The sequence below is a fragment of the Stenotrophomonas sp. YJH_SMC_10 genome, from assembly GCF_059371555.1.
Genome location: NZ_JCAFUS010000006.1, coordinates 1 through 16744 on the forward strand (window position 1 = coordinate 1; position 16744 = coordinate 16744).

Genomic DNA, 16744 nt, shown 5'->3' on the forward strand with positions numbered 1-16744 from the left:
GCGGTTCAGGGAGAATCCGGCGTGGGGACCCAAGCTACTTCTCGGTCGCAAGACCTGGATCCACACGGTCGCCCACGCCGGGCTCTCGGCACCCAAGGTGCCAGATCGGCAAGAGATAAGATCCACGCCATGCGTGGATGGGCCGTTCAGCCGTTCTTGATGCCAATCGCAAGGCACCCTGCGATGATGTCGGGAACCCGTGCCGTCCTGCGCCGGTCAAAGGCCCCCATGAACCTGCCACCGCCGATGCCCGAAACCGTCCTGCCGCCGCCCGCGCCGGCCATCTCCCGCCTGCATGCGGCATTCACCCGGTTGCGCGATGCGCTGTCGGCCGAGATCGTCGGCCAGGCAGCTTTGGTGGAACGTCTGCTGATTGCGCTGCTGGCCGACGGCCACCTGCTGGTGGAGGGCGCGCCCGGCCTGGCCAAGACCACGGCGATCCGTGCGCTGGCCTCGCGCCTGGACGCTGATTTCGCCCGCGTGCAGTTCACGCCCGACCTGCTGCCGGCCGACCTCACCGGCACCGAGATCTGGCGCCCGCAGGAAGGCCGTTTCGAGTTCGTGCCCGGCCCGATCTTCCACCCGATCCTGCTGGCCGATGAAATCAACCGCGCGCCAGCCAAGGTGCAGTCGGCGCTGCTGGAAGCCATGGGCGAGCGCCAGGTCACCGTCGGTCGCCACACCTATGCGCTGCCGCCCCTGTTCCTGGTGATGGCCACGCAGAACCCGATCGAGCAGGAAGGCACCTTCCCGTTGCCGGAGGCGCAGCTGGATCGCTTCCTGATGCACGTGCGCATCGGCTACCCGGACCAGGCGGCCGAATCGGAAATCCTGCGGCTGGCCCGAGAGCGTGCGCGTGGCGCATTGGGCGAGGCCGCGCCGGCGCCGGACAAGATGCCGATGCAGGACGTATTCGATGCCCGCCGTGAAGTGCTGGACCTGCACATGGCGCCGGCGCTGGAGCGTTACCTGGTCGAACTGGTGCTGGCCTCGCGCGATCCGTCGCGCTACGACGCCGGCCTGGGCCGCCGCATCGCCTGGGGCGCAAGCCCGCGCGGTTCCATCGCGCTGGAGCGCTGTGCCCGTGCACGTGCCTGGCTGGCCGGTCGCGACTTCGTCACCCCCGATGATGTGCGTGCGGTCGCGGCCGACGTGCTGCGCCATCGCGTGCTGCCCAGCTATGAAGCCACCGCCGAAGGCTGGGACGGCGAGCGCCTGGTGCAGGAGCTGCTGGCCCGGGTGCCGGCACCCTGAGCCTGCGCATGACCGATCGATCCCCGGAACAGGTGCCGTCGTCCGTCGAAGGTGACGGCCTGCGCCCGCAGCTGGCCGAGCTGGTCGCACTGCGGCGCCTGGCCCAGCGCCCGCCACCGCCGCGCCGCGGACGCACCGGCAACGCCGGCCAGGCGCCATCGCCGCTGCGCGGACGTGGCATGGAATACGCCGAGTCGCGCGAGTACGTGGCCGGTGACGACGCGCGTCACATCGACTGGCGGGTGACCGCGCGTACTGGCCGCGCCCACACCAAGCTGTTCCAGGCCGAGCGCGAGCGGGTCAGCCTGATCGTGGCCGACACCTCGCCTGCGCTGTACTTCGGTACCCGCGTGCGTTTCAAGTCGGTGCAGGCCGCCCGCGCCGGTGCCGTCGCGGCGTGGTCGGCGCAGCGCCGTGGCGACCGCGTGGGTGCGCTGCGCGGCAGCGATCGCGAAGCGCCGATCGCCCCCGCAGGCGGGCCACGCGGCGTGCTGCGCGTGCTCGATGCGCTCAGCCGCTGGTATGCACAGCCGCCGTCGGACGATCTGGGCCTGGAGCGCGCGCTGGACCATGCCGCCCGCGTGCTGCGCCCGGGGGCCCGCATGTTGGTGCTGGCCGACCCGCAGCAGGCCATCCGCATTGCGCCGGCGCGCTGGAGCGCGCTGGCCCAGCATCACGATCTCAGCCTGGTGCTGCTGGTCGATCCGTTGGAACTGCAACCGCCCTCGGCGGCGCTGCAGTTCCAGACCGCACAGCAGCGCGTCGGCCTCGATCTGCGTCGCAGCGAGGTGCAGGCGCACTGGCAGGCGCATTTCGTTGAGCCGCTGCAGGAACTGCGCCGCCAGCTCGGCGCGCGCCGGGTCGACGTGCAGGTGCTGTCCACCGATGCGCCCAGCGACGCTTGGCTTGCGCCGTCACCGACCGAGGTACCGGCATGAGTGCCAGCCTGCCGCTGCGTGATGTGCAGCTGCCACCGGCGCCTTCCTGGTGGCCGCCCGCCCCCGGTTACCTGATGATCGGCGCGGCGGTCGTGCTGGTGCTGCTGGTGATCGCCGTGCTGGTGTGGCGGCGTCGCCGCCGTCGCCAGCGCTGGCTGCAGCTGTTCGACCAGGAACTGGCCACCGCCCCGGATGCCACCGCCGAACTGGCGGCGATCGCAGGACTGCTGCGCCGTGCCGCCCGCCATGCTCGGCCGGGCAGCGAATCGCTGCGCGATGACGCCTGGTGGCAACGCCTGGATCCGCAGCGCACGTTGCCTGAAGACCGCCGCAGCCTGTTGGCTGAAGGCGCTTATCGTCCGCGGGTCGACAGCAACGACGTGGCGGCCGTACGCAGCTGGGCGCGCGAGCGCTATTTGGCGATGCTGCTGGAGCGCCGCCGATGAACCTGTGGGTGAGCTACTGGCCATGGCCGGACCTGCAGCTGGCGTGGCCGCTGGCGCTGTTGGCGCTGCCGTTGCCGCTGCTGATGCGCGGGTGGAGGCGTCGTGCAGCGCCGGGCGCCGCACTGCGCGTGCCCTATGCCGCCGCCGAGCTGGAAGCGCTGTCGGCGGGTGGCCGCGTCGACGTGTCGTGGTTGCGCACACTGCTGCTGTGGCTGGGGTGGTGCGCACTGTGCATCGCGCTGGCACGACCGCAACAGCTCGGCGAAGCCATCACGCCCCCGCAGCAGGGGCGACAGATGATGCTGGCGATGGACGTGTCCGGCAGCATGGGCGAGGGCGACATGGTGCTGGGCGGCCAGGCGGTCGATCGTCTTACCGCAGCCAAAGCGGTGCTTGCCGACTTCCTTGATCGTCGCGCGGGTGACCGCGTCGGCCTTCTGATCTTCGGTGATCGCGCGTACACGCTCACGCCGCTTACTGCCGACCTGGCCAGCGTGCGTGACCAGCTGCGCGACAGCGTGGTCGGCCTGGCCGGGCGCGAGACCGCCATCGGCGATGCCATCGGCCTTGCGGTCAAGCGCCTGCGCAGCCAGCCGGAGGGGCAGCGCGTGCTGATCCTGTTGACCGATGGTGTCAGCAATGCCGGTGTGCTGGAGCCGCTGCGCGCGGCGGAAGTCGCGCGCGCCGAGGGCGTGCGCATCCACACGGTCGCGTTTGGCGGCGATGGCAGCATGCGTCTGTTCGGCATTCCCATTTCCACCGACCAGGATCCGGTCGACGAGGCCACCCTGAAGAAGATCGCCAGCATGACCGGCGGCCAGTTCTTCCGCGCGCGTGACACCGCGCAGCTGGCCGGGATCTACGCAGAGCTCGATCGCTTGGAGCCGGTCGCCGCGAAGGGGCCGAGCCTGCGCCCGCGCGAAGAACGCTATGCCTGGCCGTTGGGGCTGGCGTTGCTGCTGGGCGCACTGGCCTGGCTGTGGCCGGAGCGTCGCCGATGATCGCGTTTGCTTCGAATCTCCCCGACTGGAACGTGCTGCACTTCCTGCGGCCCGAGTGGCTATGGGCGCTGCTGGCGCTGCCGCTGATCCTCGCGCTGGCGCTGTACCGGCAACGGCGCAGTGATGCGTGGCGGCAGGCCGTGGACGCGCACCTGTTGCCACATCTGCTGGCCGCGGGTGCCAAGCGTCGAGTGCGCCTGCCCTGGGCGCTGCTGCTGGGCTGGACACTGGCATCGCTTGCGATGGCCGGGCCGAGCTGGCGGCAGCAGGCGCAGCCGATGTTCCAGGCCAGTGCGCCGCTGCTGGTGGTGCTGGACCTGTCCAGCCGGATCAGCGCAACCGATCTTCCGCCGTCGCGCCTGCTGCAGGCGCGGGCGAAACTGGGCGAGCTGCTGCGCGCGCGCCAGGGCGGACAGGTGGGGCTGGTGGTGTACGCCGATGATGCCTACACCGTGGCCCCGCTCACCGACGACGGCAGCAACGTCGCGCTGTATCTGGATGCGTTGTCACCGGACGTGATGCCACGCGATGGCCAGCGTGCCGACCGTGGCATCGACTGGGCAACACGGTTGATGCGGCAGATCGGCGCGTTGCAGGGGCAGATTCTGCTGGTCAGCGATCAGGCGGATGGTGAAGCTGCACTGGCCGCGGCGCAGGCGCGCAGCCTGGGCCTGCAGGTGTCGGTGCTGGGCCTGGGTACGCCGGCTGGTGCGGCCTACCGCGATGGCAGCGGGCAGATCCGCCAGGCGTCCCTGGACGAGGCCAGCCTGCGTGCGGTGGCCACCGCAGGTGGCGGCCGCTATGCACGCATCTCTGCCGATGACAGCGACCTGCGCGCGCTCGGCGTGCTTGACGCGCGCGACGGCACGGCGGCGCAGCGGCCGGGCGAAGGCAAACAGTGGCTTGACGAGGGCTTCTGGCTGCTGCCGCCGGTGATGCTGCTGGCATTGCTGGCCTTCCGTCGTCGCGCGGTGCTGGCCGCGGTGCTCGCGGTCGGCCTGCTGCCGTGGATGAATGGCGCACAGGCGCAGGTGCCTGCGACGCACGCTTCGCCGGCCGCGCAGGGCACGCTGTGGAAGCGTAGCGACCAGGTGCAGCATCAGCGCCTGGCCGAGGGGGTTCAGGCGTACCGCAAGGGCGACTTCGCCACGGCACGCAGGCAATTCGAAGGCATCGACAGCGATGCCGGGTGGTACAACCTGGCCAACACGCTGGCACGCGAAGGCAACTACGACGAAGCGATCGCCGCCTACGACCGCGCACTGGCGCTGCATCCGGGCATGGCCGATGCAGTGGCCAACCGCGCCGTGGTCGATGCTGCACGCAAGCGCAGGCAATCCGGTGGCGGCCAGGGCCAGGATCAGCAGACGCCGCCGCAGAAACAACAGGACCGTTCCCAGGGCAAGCAGAATCCGCAGGGACAGCAGCCGCAGCAGGGGCAGAAGGACCCGGGGCAGGGCCAGCCACAGCCAGGGCAGCAGGGCCAGCCCGGGCAGGAGTCTGACAAGGCGCAGTCGAGCCCGCAGCTCGGCCAGCGGGGCCGCGATGGCCAGCAGGCACCGCCGCAGGTGGAAGATGCCAAGGCACAGGCGCAGGCCGATGAACAGCAGCGCCAGCGCATGCAGCAGGCGATGCAGCAGGCACGCGAGGGTGAGGCCGGCAAGGACGGCAAACCGGTACCGGGCAGTGAGGGCCGCACGCCACGCCAGCGCGAGGAGCAACAGGCGGTGGAAGCGTGGATGCGGCGCGTGCCGGATGACCCGGGCGCCCTGCTGCGGGCCAAGTTCCAGCTGGAAAACGAACGCAGGAAGAGGGAAGGGCGATGACGCGGTCGACGAACATGCACCGGCGCTGGCCGAGGTCGCTGTTGGCAGTGCTGCTGCTGTGGCTGCCGCTGCTGGCGTGGGCGCAGCCGCGTGCCTGGCTCGACCGCGACCGTATCGCAATGGGTGACACGGTCACCCTCAATGTCGAGAGCGACCAGGGTGCGCCTGACTTCACCCCGTTGCGCACCGACTTCGACTTGAGCGGGCAGACCAGCAGCCGCCAGGTGGAGTGGAGCAATGGCAGCATGCAGCAGCGCAACCTGTATGGCGTGGCACTGACGCCACGGCGCAGCGGTGCGCTGGTGGTGCCGGGCCTGCAGGTGGGGAGCACGCGGACTGCGCCGTTGACCCTGCAGGTGGATGCGGCTGCCGTGGCCGGTCCGGACAGCAATGCGATGGCCTTCATCGAAACCGTGGTCGACGACCCGACGCCGTACGTGCAGCAGAGCGTGGGTGTCGTGGTACGGCTGTATTTCGCCTCGCAGCTGGCCTCCGGCGAGCTGGTGCTGGACACCCCGGCGGGCGCGTCATTGCAGCGCGTGGGCGATGACCGCACCGATGTGCGCCAGGTCAATGGCCGCCGCTACAACGTGGTCGAACGGCGTTTCCTGCTGATCCCCGAGCGCAGTGGCGCCTTGCGGCTGGCCGGTGCGCGCTTCAGTGGGCGCAGCGCCGGTGGCTTCTTCGATGACTTCTTCGGCGGCGGCGACGGGCGCATGAATGCTACCGGCGCCGACCGCACCCTGCAGGTGCAGGCCCAGCCGGCACAGGCGCCGCAGCCGTGGCTGCCGCTGCAGAGCCTGCAGCTGCGCTACACCAGTGCGCCGACCCAGGCCCGCACCGGCGAAGCGGCCAACGTGGTCGTCGAGGCGGTGGCCGAAGGCGCGACCCGTGCACAGTTCACCGACCTGCCGGTGCCCGATGTCGGCAACGCCGCGCAGGTGTTCGCGGAACCCGCGCAGTACGAAGAGACGTTCAACGGCAGTACGCCGCGGCTGAAGATCACCCGCCGCTATTCGATCGTGCCGCGCCAGCCGGGATCGCTGGTGGTACCGGGGCCGCGCCTGCCGTGGTGGGATGTGCGCGCGGGGAAGGCACAGGAAGCGACGTTGCCGGACCTGACGCTGGCCGTTGCGGCCGGCAATGGCGGTGGCAGCGCTTCACCCGCACCGCTGCCGCCGATCGACACCGATGCCGCGCTGCCCGGTAGCGATGGACAGGACGCGCGTATCGCGGCAACCGATCCACGCGCCAGTGGCCTGACCGAGCGTCCGTGGCCATGGATGGCGGCGGCCATCGGCCTGGCGCTGCTGTGGCTGCTGACCCTGTTGTGGGGCTGGCAGCGAGGTCGCCGCCCGCGTTCCGCAGCACCGGCAGCCGGCACGCCCGCTGCGCCGGCCGTGGCGACCGGACGTGCCGGCGTGGCCGAACTGCGCCGCGCGCTGGATGGCGAAGATTTCCACGAGGTGGAAGCACGGCTGTGCGCAATGGCCGGGGTCGAGCGCATCGAACAGGTCATCGCGCGGCTGGATGACCCGGTGCAACGCCAGGTGCTGCAGGATCTGCAGCAGGCGCGCTGGGGCGGGCAGGGCGATCCGGGTGCGCTGCGGGCCCGCCTGCGCGGCGCCTTCCGTGACGGACCGCACTGGTCGGCGGCGGCGGGTGCCGCCGACACTGGCCTGGCGCCGCTGTATCCGCCGCGGCGAACCTGAACCGGCGCCGCTTGCGCGCTTTGTTAGAGTGCATTCATTTTTCGAGGAAACCCGCGTATGACAGCAGCTGCTGCCGACAAGAAGAAGTTGCCCCTGCATTGGAAGATGGGCATCGGCTTTGCGATCGGCCTGGTCCTGGGACTGACCGTGCATGCCCTGGGCGGCAGCGTCGGGGGTCTGCAGGCCGGTGCCAAGTGGGTCATGGACTACGTCACCACCCCGGCGTCGGGCCTGTTCCTCAACCTGATCTTCATGCTGATCGTGCCGCTGATCTTCTCGGCGCTGATCATGGGCGTGTCGGAGATGGGCGACATCCGCGCCCTTGGCCGCATCGGCTGGAAGACCCTGGCCTACACCGTGCTGCTGTCGGGCATCGCGGTCGGCATCGGCCTGGTGCTGGTCAACGTGCTCAAGCCGGGCGCGGGCGTGGATCCGCAGACCGCAGCACTGATGCTGTCGGAGAACGCCGAGCGCAGCAAGGAAATCGTCGCCGGCATCCATGGCACGCCGAAGGGCATGGACATGCTGCTGTCGATCGTGCCGAGCAACGTGCTGCAGGCCGCTTCGGACAACGGCGCGATCCTGTCGCTGATGTTCTTCGCGCTGATGTTCGGCATCGGCATGGTGCTGACCGATGATGAGAAGGTCGCACCGCTGCGCCGCGCCATCGAAGGCGTGTTCGAGATTTCGATGACCCTGATCAACCTGGTCATCCGCCTGGCCCCGTACGCCGTGGCCTGCTTCATGTTCAACCTGGCCGCGCTGTTCGGCTTCGAGTTGATCATCCGCCTGGGTGCGTATGTGGGCGTGGTGGTGCTGGCGCTGGGCCTGCACATGATCGTGACCTACGGTACTGCGGTGTGGCTGTCGGGCCGCTCGCCGCTGTCGTTCTTCCGCGATACCCAGGAAGCGACGGTGATGGCGTTCTCCACCGCCTCCAGCAATGCCACCCTGCCCACCGCGCTTCGCGTGGCCGACCAGATGGGCCTGCCGCAGCGCGTATCGCGCTTCGTGCTGACCGTGGGCGCCACCGCCAACCAGAACGGCACCGCACTGTTCGAGGGCGTGACGGTGATCTTCCTGGCCCAGTTCTTCGGCGTGGACCTGAGCATCGGCCAGCAGTTCATGGTGATGGCGGTCTGCATCCTCGGCGGCATCGGCACCGCCGGCGTTCCGTCGGGTTCGCTGCCGGTGGTGGCGATGATCTGCGCGATGGTCGGCGTGAACCCGCTGGGCATCGGCCTGATCCTGGGCGTGAATCACTTCCTGGACATGTGCCGTACCGCGCTGAACGTGACCGGCGACCTGGCCCTGACCACGCTGGTGGCCAAGGGCGAGTCCCACGATGGCCCGGCCCTGGCACCGCACCAGGACTGAGTCCAACGCCCCGCCCCCGTACTCCGGGGGCGGGTAGTGCCGGCCGCTGGCCGGGTACGCGTCATCGCATGCGCGCTGCCGCTCCCACGTTTCGCGATGCGAATCGTGGGCCCCCTTATCGGCCTCCACACCCCCGCGCCTTTGGCGCAGCCCCCGGACTCCGGGGGCGGGTAGTGCCGGCCGCTGGCCGGCAACTTCATGATCTTCATCGAATTCTGCGCAACTGCCGGCCAGCGGCCGGCACGACCGGGCAAGGTGAACTGACCCCCGCCCGGTGACTATGGGACAATAGGCCGCCCGCACGTCCGCGGCCGCCTCCCGATTCCGACAGAACCATGACGCAGCCTACCCGTCGCCAGTTGGCCAACGCCATCCGCTTCCTTGCCGCCGATGCGGTTGAAACCGCAAAGTCCGGCCACCCCGGCATGCCCATGGGCATGGCCGACATCGCCGAAGTCCTCTGGAACGACTACCTCCGCCATAACCCGAGCAACCCGCACTGGTTCAACCGCGACCGTTTCGTGCTGTCCAACGGCCACGGTTCGATGCTGCAGTACGCACTGCTGCACCTGAGCGGTTATGACCTGCCGATCGAGCAGCTGAAACTGTTCCGCCAGCTGGGCAGCCACACCGCCGGCCACCCGGAGCGTCATGAGACCCCGGGCGTGGAAACCACCACCGGTCCGCTGGGCCAGGGTTTCGCCAATGCCGTGGGCTTCGCCCTGGCCGAGAAGCTGCTGGCTCAGCGCTTCAACCGCCCGGAGCTGGAAGTGGTCGACCACCGCACCTGGGTGTTCATGGGCGATGGCTGCCTGATGGAAGGCGTGTCGCACGAAGCCGCGTCGCTGGCCGGTACCTGGGGCCTGCACAAGCTGGTCTGCTTCTGGGACAACAACCACATCTCCATCGACGGCAACGTCGAGGGCTGGTTCACCGACAATACCCCGGAGCGTTTCGAGGCCTATGGCTGGAACGTGGTCCGCGACGTCGATGGCCACGACCCGGAGAGCATCAAGGCCGGCATCGAGGCCGCGCTGTCGCAGAGCGACAAGCCGACCCTGATCTGCTGCCGCACCACCATCGGGTTTGGTTCGCCGAACAAGGCGGGCAAGGAATCCAGCCACGGCGCACCGCTGGGCAAGGACGAGCTGGAAGCCACCCGCAAGCAGCTGGGCTGGGAATACGGCCCGTTCGAGATCCCGCAGGCGATCTACGACGGCTGGCGTGCCAACGGCGCCGGCACCCTGCGCCAGGCCGAGTGGGAGCAGCTGTTCGACAAGTACGCCAGCCAGTATCCGGCGGAAGCGGCCGAGCTGACCCGTCGCTCGCACGGCGAACTGCCGGCCGACTTCGTTGGCAAGGCCGATGCCTACATCGCCCAGGTGGCCGCTGAAGGCCCGACGATCGCTTCGCGCAAGGCCTCGCAGCTGGCCATCGAAGCCTTCGCCCCGCTGCTGCCGGAAATCGTCGGCGGCTCGGCCGACCTGGCGCACTCCAACCTGACCCTCTGGAAGGGCAGCAAATCGGTTGCCAGCGACGACGCCAACGCCAACTACGTGTATTACGGCGTGCGCGAGTTCGGCATGACCGCCATCGCCAACGGCCTGGCCCTGCACGGTGGCTTCATTCCGTTCGACGCCACCTTCCTGGTGTTCAGCGACTACGCCCGCAACGGCGTGCGCATGAGCGCGCTGATCCCGGCCCACGCCATCCACGTCTACACCCACGACTCGATCGGCCTGGGCGAAGACGGCCCGACCCACCAGCCGGTGGAGCACCTGGCTTCGCTGCGCTACATCCCGAACAACGACGTGTGGCGTCCGTGCGATGCGGTCGAGTCGGCGGTGAGCTGGAAGGCCGCGATCACCCGCCAGGATGGCCCGAGCTGCCTGGTGTTCAGCCGCCAGAACCTGCCGCACCAGCCGCGCAGCGCCGAGCAGATCAAGCAGATCGAGCGCGGCGGCTACGTGCTGGCCGATGCCGCCGGTACCCCGGACGTGATCCTGATCGCCACCGGTTCGGAAGTCTCGCTGGCCACCGAAGCCAAGGCCCAGCTGGACGCAGCCGGTATCAAGACCCGCGTGGTCTCGATGCCGTCTACCGATGTGTTCCTGCGCCAGGATGCGGCCTACCGTGAAGCGGTGCTGCCGAATGCAGTGCGCAAGCGCGTGGCGGTGGAAGCCGGCGTCACCGGTTTCTGGCGCCAGTTCGTCGGCCTGGACGGTGCGGTGATCGGTATCGACACCTTCGGTGCCTCGGCTCCGGCAGACCAGCTGTACAAGCACTTCGGCATCACCACCGCCCACGTGGTGGAAGCGGCCAAGTCGCTGTAAGCCGCTTCGCGGTGCAATGAAGGAAAGGCCGGCGCACGCCGGCCTTTCTCGTTCTCCAGACCAAAAAAAGGGGACGGAGGGGATTAAGTCGTATGTGCACACACGACTTGATCCCCTCCGTCCCCTTTTCCTCTGCTCGGCCCGTTCCGCCCGGCGGTGCTGCTGTCGCGTTGGCCTCTTCATCTGATCTGCGTTCTCTGCGAAAAGGAGGGCCGGCCGAGGCACCCCTCAGAAGTAGTCATGGACAAGACGCGCGGCGCAGAAAACCACGGTGGATTTGCGGGGTGTAAGGTGATGCCTTACACTGTCGTCGCATGATCGTCAGCTTCAGGCATAAAGGCCTGAAGGCGCTCTATGAGCGGGGCGACATTTCCGGAGTCCGTGCCGATCATGTGGCTCGATTGCGGCGTTTGCTTCTGCAGCTGGATCAGGCCCGTCTGCCTGGGGACATGGGGCTGCCCGGAAATCGCCTGCACCCCCTGCGCGGGAGCTATAGCGGCTACTGGGCGGTAAGTGTCTCGGCGAGTTGGCGATTGGTGTTCCGCTTTCGTGGGCTCGACGTCGAACTGGTCGATTACCTTGATTACCACTAGGAGTCTGCTCGATGCCGTTGCATGATCCGCCGCATCCCGGGGAATCGCTGCGCGAAGATGTCCTGCCGGCGATCAGTATGTCGATCAGTGCGCTGGCACAGCATCTCGGCTATTCGCGCGGCCAGCTGTCGACGATCATCAACGGGCACGCCGGCATTTCCGCAGAACTCGCATTCCGCCTTGAGCTTGCAGGTCTGGGCAATGCTCGCATGTGGCTCGCGATGCAGGCGGCATACGATCTGTGGCAGGTCGAGCATCGAGCGCATCCACCGATTGCCCGCCTGTATCTGGAGGATTCAGTGAGGAGCGGACAGTAGCTCCACGTCATGCGTGGATGAAAAAAGGGGACGGAGGGGATTAAGTCGCATGTGCACATACGACTTAATCCCCTCCGTCCCCTTTTTTCAGGCAGTGCGCGCCAGTGCCAGGCGCAGCAGTCGCGCGTCCAGGCGTTCGGCGAAATCCTTCGGCGCCTGCAGGCCCATGCGCTGCAGGTACACCGCATCGCCGTCGCCTGCCGGTTGGCGCAGCGCTGCCCAGACGGTACGCAGCTTGCCGGCGCGGGTCTGCGTATTGGCCTTCAGCCAGGCCAGCGCCTTCACCAGCACCTGCTCGATCTCGTTGAAATCGCTGCCCAGCGGATAGTCGGGCAGGCTGCCATCGGCGCGGAACGGGGCCAACGCCGCTGCCAGCGCCTGCGGCGTGTTGCGCTGCTGGCGCGCCGGGTCCGGTTGCGCGGCCGCCAGCAGCTTGCGCGAGGCCTGCGCCTGCTGCAGCAGCTCATCCTGGAACGGCGCCTCGGTGATCGCGGTCATTGCGTGCACGCAGTCCTCGTCGGTCAGCCCGCGCAGGTCGGCGATGCCGTATTCGTTGAGGTAGATGTCACGCAGGTGGCGCGGGATGGTGGTGTGCCCGTAGTTCCAGCGCACGTTGGATGCGCGCTGGCCCTTGTCATCGCGCGCGGCGCGGAACATCAGCACGCTGCGCGCTTCCGGCAGCGCATGTGCCATCGCCACGAAGTTGTACTGGCCGCCCACACCGGATACCACGCGTCCATCGTCCAGCGCGTCCGACACCGCCGCGCCCAGCGCGGTGGCCATCATGCAGGAGTTGAAGAAGCGCGCATGGCGGCGCTGCAGGCGTTCCAGCGTCTCGTTGCCACCGTACAGCTGGTTGATCTCGCTGATGCGGCGCATGCCGATCGCGCGGCATTCGTCTTCCGGCAGCGTGCGCAGCCACTCGTAGAATTCCGGCGAGCCCAGGTAGAACGCGCCGTGCAGGTACTCACCCTCGGCGGCCAGGGTGGCGTGGTCGATCGACAACGTGCTGCCGTTCTCGATGCGCTGCATCAGCGCCAGGTCGTCGTGCACCTTGCGCTTGATCACCCCGGTCTGCACCAGCCGCCGGAAGCCTTCGTTGAGCATCTCGCTGCAGCCGTACAGGCCCACCTCGAACGGATCCAGCCCGCCGATTTCCTGCACCAGCGGGTGGCTGGCCAGCTGCGGATCCAGCGCGTGCAGCACGCGGCGGTAGCGCGCGTTGTCGGTGTGGCGCAGCACCAGTGCATGGCTGAGTGCATCGGCCAGCGTGCCGATGCCGATCTGCAGGGTGCCGCCGTCGCGCACCAGCGTGCTGGCGTACAGGCCGATGGCGTAGTCGGCATCGCCGACCGGCTGCCGCGGCAGCCCGAACAGCGCCGGATACGGCGGCGGCGGAGTGATCACCAGATCGAAGAACGAGACATCGACCGTGGCCGAGCCGCCCAGGTAGGGCAGCTGGGGATCGATCTCGGCGATCAGCAGCGGACGCGGCAGGCCACGGGCGGTCATTGCATCCAGCGTGTCCTGGGTGATGTCGTTGTTGCACGACAGCGAAAGCCGGCGGTCGTTCGGGCGCATCGCCACCTTCTGCACGATCACCTGCGGTGCGCGCTGCGCGACCGCGTCGGCGGCATGGGTGTAGTTCAGGCTGGTATAGCTGGATTGTGCCTGCCGCGACCCGAGCAGGGCGCCGGATTGCATGTAGAACTCTTCCACCTGCACATGTGCCGGCAATGCGTCGCGCGCGATCGCATCGGCGTAGGCCAGGCGCGGGAAATCATCGCCGAAATGGCGCTGCGCGAACGGCGCCAGGAAGCGCGCCTCCAGGCCGTTGCCCCGCGCCTTCGGCGGGTTCAGCGACAGCGCGGTATACAGCTGCAGCGGCCGCGAAGGATCATGTTCGACGCGTACGTAGAGGGCATTGAGCAGCCGATGCGGCTTGCCCAGTGCCAGCGGTGCCCCGATCCGCAGCGGCCCGTCCACGCGCGCAAACAACCAATCGACGGCGGCGTCCAGGTCGGTGAGGTGTTCGGTCATGCGCGGCGGTCCTGCGTGTGGGGGAGTGCGGGCATTACAGCATGTCGGGCTTGAACCGCCGTCGACGCGAGACTTCCGCGCCGGACACCATGAACTGCCCATCGCCGCGGTAATGCACCGTGCGCGGCAGTTTCGGCCGGGGCGCAACATGGGCGCGCACGATTTCCCAGACAAACAGGTTGCTCGACGCCACCTGGCTGTCGTCGTACAACCGGCATTCGAAGCACGAATGGCATTGGCCAACCAGCGGCGCGCCGACCTCGCGCGCGGGCAGCGCATCGAGCTCGAAACGGGCGAACTTGTCGACCTCGCGGCCGCTGCAGTTGCCGATATCCACCACGGTATCGAGCAGTTCAACCCCGGGCACGTTGATCACGCACTCGCCGCTGCCACGCGCCAGCGCATGGCTGTGGTTGGCGTCCCACAGGTAGGTGGCGACCCGCGAAGGCGAGAAGCCCATCACCATGTGCCAGCCCATCGTCATCAGGTTGCGCTGGCCGCGCCAAGCGGTACTGACCAGCACGATCGGGCCGGGTTCGAGGAAGCGGCGGGCCTGCTCGACCGGGAAATCCTTCTTGGGCAGCGCTTTCATCCGGGGCCCTGGGCGGGAGGGATCGATGCTGGCGCAGCCGGGATGAACCTGGAGTCGAGGGGCTTGACAGGTGGTTCGATTACGCGCGTAATCGGATCATCGATTACGGATGTAAACCATGACCCCGATCAGCGAAGCCGAAGCCGTTGTGATGGAGGTGCTGTGGCAGCAGGCACCGCGTAGTGCCGACGAAGTGGTCGCCGCGCTGGCCCACCGCGATTGGGCCGAGCCGACCATCAAGACCCTGCTCAACCGCCTGCTGACCAAGGGCGCGATCGCCGCCGAGCGCGATGGCCGGCGCTACCTGTACCGGCCGCTGCTGCAGCGCCAGGCGTGGGTGGAGGCGCAGAGCCAGGACTTCATCGGCCGTGTCTTCGAAGGGCGCGTGGCGCCGCTGGTGGCGCACTTCAGCGAGCGCGGCCAGCTGAGCGCACAGGACATCGCCGAACTGAAGAAGCTGATCCAGGAGCTGGACCATGACTGAGCTGCTCGACGGACTGTGGCAGGCCAGCCTGTGGCTGGCAGTGGGCGTAGCCCTGCTGGCGCTGATGCGGCCATTGCTGGTGCGATTGGGCGGCGCTGGGCTGGCCTACCGCAGCTGGTGGCTGCTGCCGCTGCTGCTGGTGGCCCTGCTGCTGCCGTTGCCGCGGGCTGCGTTGTTGCAGCAGGTACCCACGCTGCCGCTGAAAGTAATGCCCGGTGCCATCGATGCCCTGAACGGGCCGTCGTTGCCATGGGCCGGGCTGCTGCTGGCGCTATGGGCACTGGGCATGGGCCTCTGCCTGCTGCGCGACCTGCGCGCGCAGCGTCGTTTCCAACGGCGGATGGGCTCACTGAAGCCGCGCGCCGATGGCAGCTGGCAGGCCAGTGGTGACCCAGGCCTGCCAGCGCTGGTTGGCCTGTGGCGGCCGCGCATCGTGGTGGGCCCGGACTTCGATCAGCAGTTCAGCGCACAGGAGCAGGGACTGATCCTGCAGCACGAGCGCAGCCACCGTCGCAATGGTGATCACTGGGCCAACGGCGCGTTGCTGCTGGCGCGAGCGGTGTTCTGGTTTCACCCGCTGCTGCCATGGGCCGCACGCCGCTTCCTGCGCGACCAGGAGCTGGCCTGTGATGCCCGCACCATCGCCCCGCAGCCTGCGCTGCGCGGCCTCTACGCCAGCACGCTGCTGAAGGCGCAGCTGGTTCACCCGGTTGCGCCAGCGGTCTGCCATTGGCGCAGCCAACCCGTGTTGAAGGAGCGTATCGCCATGTTGAAGCAGTCCAAGCGGAAGGCACTGCCGTGGGTGTCCGGTCAGGTGCTGGTGGTCGGGTTGTGCGTGGGAATGGGAGCGGTGGCGTGGGCCAGCCAGGGCAGTGCGGTAGGAAGCCCAAGGATCGGTGTCGAGCCGTTCGAGCACGCGGAACCGGATGCGGCCAAGGCGGGGCTGGACCGTCCGATCCAGGTCGACAGGATGCCACCGCCGTCCTATCCGAAATCCGCGTTCGAGCAGCGCCAGGTAGGCGTGGTGAACCTGCGCGTGGAGGTGGATGCGCAGGGGCGTCCCAGCGATGTCCGCGTGCTCAGTGCCACCAATCCGGGCGTGTTCGATGCGGTGTCGATCGCTGCGGCACGCAGCTGGACCTATCGGCCGGCGATGAAGAATGGCAAACCGGTAGCCGCTGCCGTACGCATTCCGATCACCTATGCCATGGACGATACCGGGGAAACCCAGTGAAGTCCGCGCCGCTGATCATGGCGGCGGCGTTGCTGGCGGGGTGTGCGAGCCAGGACCGCCTGACCACCGTCGATACGCGCAGTGAGAATGTCGGCCACCAACGCCTGCAGCCGCAGGCGGGCGGCGGCAGTGGGCAGCTGCAGGTGTATGCGCTGGGTGCGACCGAAGGCTACCGGATGCCGCAGCTGTACGCGGCACCGGACCCGGAGGTCGGCGATCGTGACCCGCGCGCGGAACTGGCGCCGACCACCATCTGCCTGCAGGTGGTGGTGGATGCCAATGGCGCCGTGGAGCGCAGCCTGCCATTGACCGATCGCCCTGAGTGCGCGGCAGGTGCTGCGGGCGAGAATGCGCCCCTGCTGCAGGCCGCGCAGGAGGCCGTGGCGATGTGGAAGTACTCGCCCGCTGCGGTCTGCCACTTCGCGGCGGGAAGGGTGCCTGCCGATCGCGGTGACTGCCGCAGCGCCGAGCGCGTCGAACCGGTGGCGGTCACGCTGCAGTACGCCTTCACCTTCGAGATCGTGAAGGGCCGCCACGTGGTGCGCACGCAGGGGAAATGATCGTTTGCGATGAAAGTAGCGCCGGACCATGCCCGGC

Annotated in this window: 15 protein-coding genes; 13 read left to right on the forward strand and 2 right to left on the reverse strand. The window is 68.5% G+C overall.

From position 1 onward, the window contains the following. The first annotated feature begins 228 nt into the window (after positions 1–228). From AC5P9C_RS09765 to AC5P9C_RS09810, 10 genes are all read left to right on the forward strand, one after another. Positions 229–1254, forward strand: coding sequence for an AAA family ATPase (locus AC5P9C_RS09765; RefSeq protein ID WP_049465696.1), 1026 nt, complete (start codon positions 229–231; stop codon positions 1252–1254). Between the two features lie 8 nt (positions 1255–1262). Further along, positions 1263–2192 carry a DUF58 domain-containing protein gene (locus AC5P9C_RS09770; protein WP_049465694.1) on the forward strand — a complete coding sequence of 310 codons (930 nt, stop codon included), beginning with the start codon at positions 1263–1265 and terminating at the stop codon, positions 2190–2192. Beyond that, positions 2189–2638 carry a DUF4381 family protein gene (locus tag AC5P9C_RS09775; protein ID WP_053506009.1) on the forward strand — a complete coding sequence of 150 codons (450 nt, stop codon included), beginning with the start codon at positions 2189–2191 and terminating at the stop codon, positions 2636–2638. The genes AC5P9C_RS09770 and AC5P9C_RS09775 overlap by 4 nt, the downstream gene beginning before the upstream one ends. Continuing rightward, the gene (locus AC5P9C_RS09780; RefSeq protein WP_074726471.1) at positions 2635–3639 is read left to right on the forward strand and encodes a vWA domain-containing protein; all 1005 of its coding nucleotides are present in this window, start codon (positions 2635–2637) and stop codon (positions 3637–3639) included. The genes AC5P9C_RS09775 and AC5P9C_RS09780 overlap by 4 nt, the downstream gene beginning before the upstream one ends. Continuing rightward, positions 3636–5465, forward strand: a complete 1830-nt coding sequence (locus tag AC5P9C_RS09785) for a VWA domain-containing protein (protein ID WP_074726472.1) — start codon at positions 3636–3638, stop codon at positions 5463–5465. The genes AC5P9C_RS09780 and AC5P9C_RS09785 overlap by 4 nt, the downstream gene beginning before the upstream one ends. Beyond that, positions 5462–7177: a BatD family protein gene (locus AC5P9C_RS09790; RefSeq protein ID WP_049465686.1), complete on the forward strand. Its 1716-nt coding sequence runs from the start codon at positions 5462–5464 to the stop codon at positions 7175–7177. Before AC5P9C_RS09785 ends, AC5P9C_RS09790 begins: the two co-directional genes overlap by 4 nt. A 57-nt stretch (positions 7178–7234) precedes the next feature. Further along, positions 7235–8554 carry a dicarboxylate/amino acid:cation symporter gene (locus AC5P9C_RS09795; protein WP_064239101.1) on the forward strand — a complete coding sequence of 440 codons (1320 nt, stop codon included), beginning with the start codon at positions 7235–7237 and terminating at the stop codon, positions 8552–8554. Positions 8555–8889: 335 nt separating this feature from the next. Continuing rightward, complete coding sequence (gene tkt / locus AC5P9C_RS09800; RefSeq protein WP_049469278.1) at positions 8890–10887, forward strand: transketolase; 1998 nt, start codon at positions 8890–8892, stop codon at positions 10885–10887. Between the two features lie 314 nt (positions 10888–11201). Next, positions 11202–11480, forward strand: a complete 279-nt coding sequence (locus AC5P9C_RS09805) for a type II toxin-antitoxin system RelE/ParE family toxin (RefSeq protein WP_032962148.1) — start codon at positions 11202–11204, stop codon at positions 11478–11480. A gap of 11 nt (positions 11481–11491) precedes the next feature. Further along, the gene (locus AC5P9C_RS09810; protein WP_057493358.1) at positions 11492–11797 is read left to right on the forward strand and encodes a HigA family addiction module antitoxin; all 306 of its coding nucleotides are present in this window, start codon (positions 11492–11494) and stop codon (positions 11795–11797) included. 87 nt (positions 11798–11884) lie between these two features. Here AC5P9C_RS09810 and AC5P9C_RS09815 read toward each other — a convergent pair whose 3' ends face one another. Together AC5P9C_RS09815 and AC5P9C_RS09820 are read right to left on the reverse strand one after the other, a co-directional pair. Next, positions 11885–13837, reverse strand: a complete 1953-nt coding sequence (locus AC5P9C_RS09815; RefSeq protein WP_343541673.1) for an acetyl-CoA hydrolase/transferase C-terminal domain-containing protein — start codon at positions 13835–13837, stop codon at positions 11885–11887. A gap of 34 nt (positions 13838–13871) precedes the next feature. Continuing rightward, the gene (locus AC5P9C_RS09820) at positions 13872–14429 is read right to left on the reverse strand and encodes a flavin reductase family protein (RefSeq protein ID WP_343541672.1); all 558 of its coding nucleotides are present in this window, start codon (positions 14427–14429) and stop codon (positions 13872–13874) included. 118 nt (positions 14430–14547) lie between these two features. Here AC5P9C_RS09820 and AC5P9C_RS09825 point away from each other — a divergent pair, with 118 nt between their 5' ends. The 3 genes from AC5P9C_RS09825 to AC5P9C_RS09835 are packed head-to-tail and all read left to right on the forward strand — an operon-like array spanning position 14548 to position 16707. Beyond that, the gene (locus AC5P9C_RS09825) at positions 14548–14913 is read left to right on the forward strand and encodes a BlaI/MecI/CopY family transcriptional regulator (protein WP_012481135.1); all 366 of its coding nucleotides are present in this window, start codon (positions 14548–14550) and stop codon (positions 14911–14913) included. Further along, on the forward strand, positions 14906–16147 hold the full coding sequence (locus AC5P9C_RS09830) for a M56 family metallopeptidase (RefSeq protein ID WP_343541670.1): 1242 nt from the start codon (positions 14906–14908) through the stop codon (positions 16145–16147). The genes AC5P9C_RS09825 and AC5P9C_RS09830 overlap by 8 nt, the downstream gene beginning before the upstream one ends. Continuing rightward, a complete protein-coding gene (locus AC5P9C_RS09835) occupies positions 16144–16707 on the forward strand; it encodes a hypothetical protein (RefSeq protein WP_329850134.1) in 564 nt (187 codons plus the stop codon). The genes AC5P9C_RS09830 and AC5P9C_RS09835 overlap by 4 nt, the downstream gene beginning before the upstream one ends. The last annotated feature ends 37 nt before the right edge of the window (positions 16708–16744 follow it).

What these genes read in the sequence shown, in the direction of transcription:
- AC5P9C_RS09810 (WP_057493358.1), top strand. Translation starts at nt 11,492, where the DNA reads ATGCCGTTGCATGATCCGCCGCATCCCGGGGAATCGCTGCGCGAAGAT.
- AC5P9C_RS09815 (WP_343541673.1), bottom strand. Translation starts at nt 13,837, where the DNA reads ATGACCGAACACCTCACCGACCTGGACGCCGCCGTCGATTGGTTGTTT.
- tkt (WP_049469278.1), top strand. Translation starts at nt 8,890, where the DNA reads ATGACGCAGCCTACCCGTCGCCAGTTGGCCAACGCCATCCGCTTCCTT.
- AC5P9C_RS09820 (WP_343541672.1), bottom strand. Translation starts at nt 14,429, where the DNA reads ATGAAAGCGCTGCCCAAGAAGGATTTCCCGGTCGAGCAGGCCCGCCGC.
- AC5P9C_RS09795 (WP_064239101.1), top strand. Translation starts at nt 7,235, where the DNA reads ATGACAGCAGCTGCTGCCGACAAGAAGAAGTTGCCCCTGCATTGGAAG.
- AC5P9C_RS09805 (WP_032962148.1), top strand. Translation starts at nt 11,202, where the DNA reads ATGATCGTCAGCTTCAGGCATAAAGGCCTGAAGGCGCTCTATGAGCGG.
- AC5P9C_RS09830 (WP_343541670.1), top strand. Translation starts at nt 14,906, where the DNA reads ATGACTGAGCTGCTCGACGGACTGTGGCAGGCCAGCCTGTGGCTGGCA.
- AC5P9C_RS09775 (WP_053506009.1), top strand. Translation starts at nt 2,189, where the DNA reads ATGAGTGCCAGCCTGCCGCTGCGTGATGTGCAGCTGCCACCGGCGCCT.
- AC5P9C_RS09785 (WP_074726472.1), top strand. Translation starts at nt 3,636, where the DNA reads ATGATCGCGTTTGCTTCGAATCTCCCCGACTGGAACGTGCTGCACTTC.
- AC5P9C_RS09765 (WP_049465696.1), top strand. Translation starts at nt 229, where the DNA reads ATGAACCTGCCACCGCCGATGCCCGAAACCGTCCTGCCGCCGCCCGCG.
- AC5P9C_RS09790 (WP_049465686.1), top strand. Translation starts at nt 5,462, where the DNA reads ATGACGCGGTCGACGAACATGCACCGGCGCTGGCCGAGGTCGCTGTTG.
- AC5P9C_RS09825 (WP_012481135.1), top strand. Translation starts at nt 14,548, where the DNA reads ATGACCCCGATCAGCGAAGCCGAAGCCGTTGTGATGGAGGTGCTGTGG.
- AC5P9C_RS09780 (WP_074726471.1), top strand. Translation starts at nt 2,635, where the DNA reads ATGAACCTGTGGGTGAGCTACTGGCCATGGCCGGACCTGCAGCTGGCG.
- AC5P9C_RS09770 (WP_049465694.1), top strand. Translation starts at nt 1,263, where the DNA reads ATGACCGATCGATCCCCGGAACAGGTGCCGTCGTCCGTCGAAGGTGAC.